1 rRNA gene is annotated in these 3,242 nt (G+C 56.0%); it reads right to left on the bottom strand.

Features of this window, described 5'->3' with window-relative positions:
* Positions 1-7 precede the first annotated feature (7 nt).
* Positions 8-3,142: ribosomal RNA gene (locus ACFFRH_RS43940) — 23S ribosomal RNA — on the bottom strand.
* Positions 3,143-3,242 lie beyond the last annotated feature (100 nt).

The following is a 3,242-nucleotide window of genomic DNA, read 5'->3' as shown; positions in this document are numbered from 1 at the left end:
TTGCTTTGTGGTCAAGTCCTCGGCCTATTAGTACTGGTCAGCTCCACACATTACTGCGCTTCCACTTCCAGCCTATCAACCCGGTCGTCTACCGGGAGCCTTACCCACTCTCGTGGTGGGAGACCTCATCTCAAGGCGAGCTTCCCGCTTAGATGCTTTCAGCGGTTATCCCTTCCGAACGTAGCCAACCAGCCGTGCTCCTGGCGGAACAACTGGCACACCAGAGGTTCGTCCGTCCCGGTCCTCTCGTACTAGGGACAGCTCCTTTCAAGTCTCCTGCGCGCGCAGCGGATAGGGACCGAACTGTCTCGCGACGTTCTAAACCCAGCTCGCGTACCGCTTTAATGGGCGAACAGCCCAACCCTTGGGACCTACTCCAGCCCCAGGATGCGACGAGCCGACATCGAGGTGCCAAACCATCCCGTCGATATGGACTCTTGGGGAAGATCAGCCTGTTATCCCCGGGGTACCTTTTAGCCGTTGAGCGACGGCGCTTCCACATGCCACCGCCGGATCACTAGTCCCAGCTTTCGCTCCTGCTCGACCCGTCGGTCTCACAGTCAAGCTCCCTTGTGCACTTACACTCGACACCTGATTGCCAACCAGGCTGAGGGAACCTTTGGGCGCCTCCGTTACTCTTTAGGAGGCAACCGCCCCAGTTAAACTACCCACCAGACACTGTCCCTGATCCGGATCACGGACCGAAGTTAGACGTTCAAAACGACCAGAGTGGTATTTCACCAATGACTCCACCACCACTAGCGTGATAGCTTCACCGTCTCCCACCTATCCTACACAAGACGTTCCAAACGCCAATGTCAAGCTATAGTGAAGGTCCCGGGGTCTTTCCGTCCTGCTGCGCGTAACGAGCATCTTTACTCGTAGTGCAATTTCGCCGGGTCTGCGGTTGAGACAGCGGGGAAGTCGTTACGCCATTCGTGCAGGTCGGAACTTACCCGACAAGGAATTTCGCTACCTTAGGATGGTTATAGTTACCACCGCCGTTTACTGGCGCTTAAGTTCTCAGCTTCGCCGCTCCGAAGAACAACTAACCGGTCCCCTTAACGTTCCAGCACCGGGCAGGCGTCAGTCCGTATACATCGTCTTACGACTTCGCACGGACCTGTGTTTTTAGTAAACAGTCGCTTCCCCCTGGCCTCTGCGACCCCCACCAGCTCAGAACGCAAAGGTTCGTCACCAGCGAAGGCCCCCCTTCTCCCGAAGTTACGGGGGCAATTTGCCGAGTTCCTTAACCACAGTTCACCCGATCGCCTTAGTATTCTCTACCTGACCACCTGAGTCGGTTTAGGGTACGGGCCGCCACGACACTCACTAGAGGCTTTTCTCGGCAGCATAGGATCACCCACTTCGCCACAATCGGCTCGGCATCACATCTCAGGATACATAAGAGGCGGATTTGCCTACCTCTTTCCCTACATGCTTACCCCAGGACTACCATCGCCTGGGCTGGGCTACCTTCCTGCGTCACCCCATCGCTTACCTACTACCAGTTCAGGCCAGGCGTTCAGTCTCACCCACACCCCGAAGGGCGTTAGGGACTTAAGGACCCTTAGTATCACTGGATTCAGTATTGGCGCATCGTAGCGGGTACGGGAATATCAACCCGTTGTCCATCGACTACGCCTGTCGGCCTCGCCTTAGGTCCCGACTTACCCTGGGCGGATTAGCCTGCCCCAGGAACCCTTGGTCATCCGGCGCAGAAGTTTCTCACTTCTGATTCGCTACTCATGCCTGCATTCTCACTCGCACAGCCTCCACAGCTGGATCACTCCGCTGCTTCCCCGGCCGCACGACGCTCCCCTACCCATCCACACACCTAAACCACAAAGGCTCGGATACATGTGTGAATGCCACGACTTCGGCGGTGTACTTGAGCCCCGCTACATTGTCGGCGCGGAATCACTTGACCAGTGAGCTATTACGCACTCTTTCAAGGGTGGCTGCTTCTAAGCCAACCTCCTGGTTGTCACTGCGACTCCACATCCTTTCCCACTTAGCACACGCTTAGGGGCCTTAGTCGGTGGTCTGGGCTGTTTCCCTCTCGACTACGGAGCTTATCCCCCGCAGTCTCACTGCTACGCTCTCACTTACCGGCATTCGGAGTTTGGCTGACGTCAGTAACCTTGTCGGGCCCATTAGCCATCCAGTGCTCTACCTCCGGCAAGAAACACGTAACGCTGCACCTAAATGCATTTCGGGGAGAACCAGCTATCACGGAGTTTGATTGGCCTTTCACCCCTAAACACAGGTCATCCCCCAGGTTTTCAACCCTGGTGGGTTCGGTCCTCCACGCGGTCTTACCCGCGCTTCAACCTGCCCATGCCTAGATCACTCCGCTTCGGGTCTACAGCATGCGACTCAAACGCCCTATTCAGACTCGCTTTCGCTACGGCTCCCCCACACGGGTTAACCTCGCCACACACCATAACTCGCAGGCTCATTCTTCAAAAGGCACGCAGTCACATCACAAACAAAGGACAAGCCCTCGTTTACGCTCCTACGGCTTGTAGGCACACGGTTTCAGGTACTATTTCACGACCCCTCACCGGGGCGCTTTTCACCTTTCCCTCACGGTACTTGTTCACTATCGGTCATCAGGGAGTATTTAGGCTTACCAGGTGGTCCTGGCAGATTCACACAGGATTTCTCGGGCCCCGTGCTACTTGGGATCCCCTCAAACAGTCCAACCAATTTCGCCTACCCGACTCTCACGGTCTACGGCGCAACTTCCCAGAAGCTTCGACTATCGGAAGGATTTCTTACTGTCTATGGTCTCGGCAGAAACCATCAGAGGGTCCCACAACCCCGCAAACGCAACGCCTGCCGGCTATCACACGCCTACGGTTTAGCCTGATCCGCTTTCGCTCACCACTACTCACGGAATCACTAATTTGTTTTCTCTTCCTACGGGTACTGAGATGTTTCACTTCCCCGCGTTACCACCAACCGCCCTATACATTCAGGCGGAGGCAACACCACATGACTGGTGCTAGGTTTCCCCATTCGGACATCCCCGGATCAAAGTCTGGTTGGCGACTCCCCGGGGCTTAACGCAGCCTCCCACGTCCTTCATCGGCTCCTGATGCCAAGGCATCCACCGTGTGCCCTAAAAAACTTGGCCACAAAGATGCTCGCGTCCACTATGCAAATCTCAAACAACAAACAGCGACCAAACCCACCCCACCACCAACACCCACCACCCCCACACAAGCATGCGCGTG

The sequence above is a fragment of the Streptosporangium vulgare genome (genome assembly GCF_042428775.1).
Taxonomy (GTDB): Bacteria; Actinomycetota; Actinomycetes; order Streptosporangiales; family Streptosporangiaceae; genus Streptosporangium; species Streptosporangium vulgare.
This window is presented reverse-complemented; position numbering and strand designations above follow the sequence as displayed.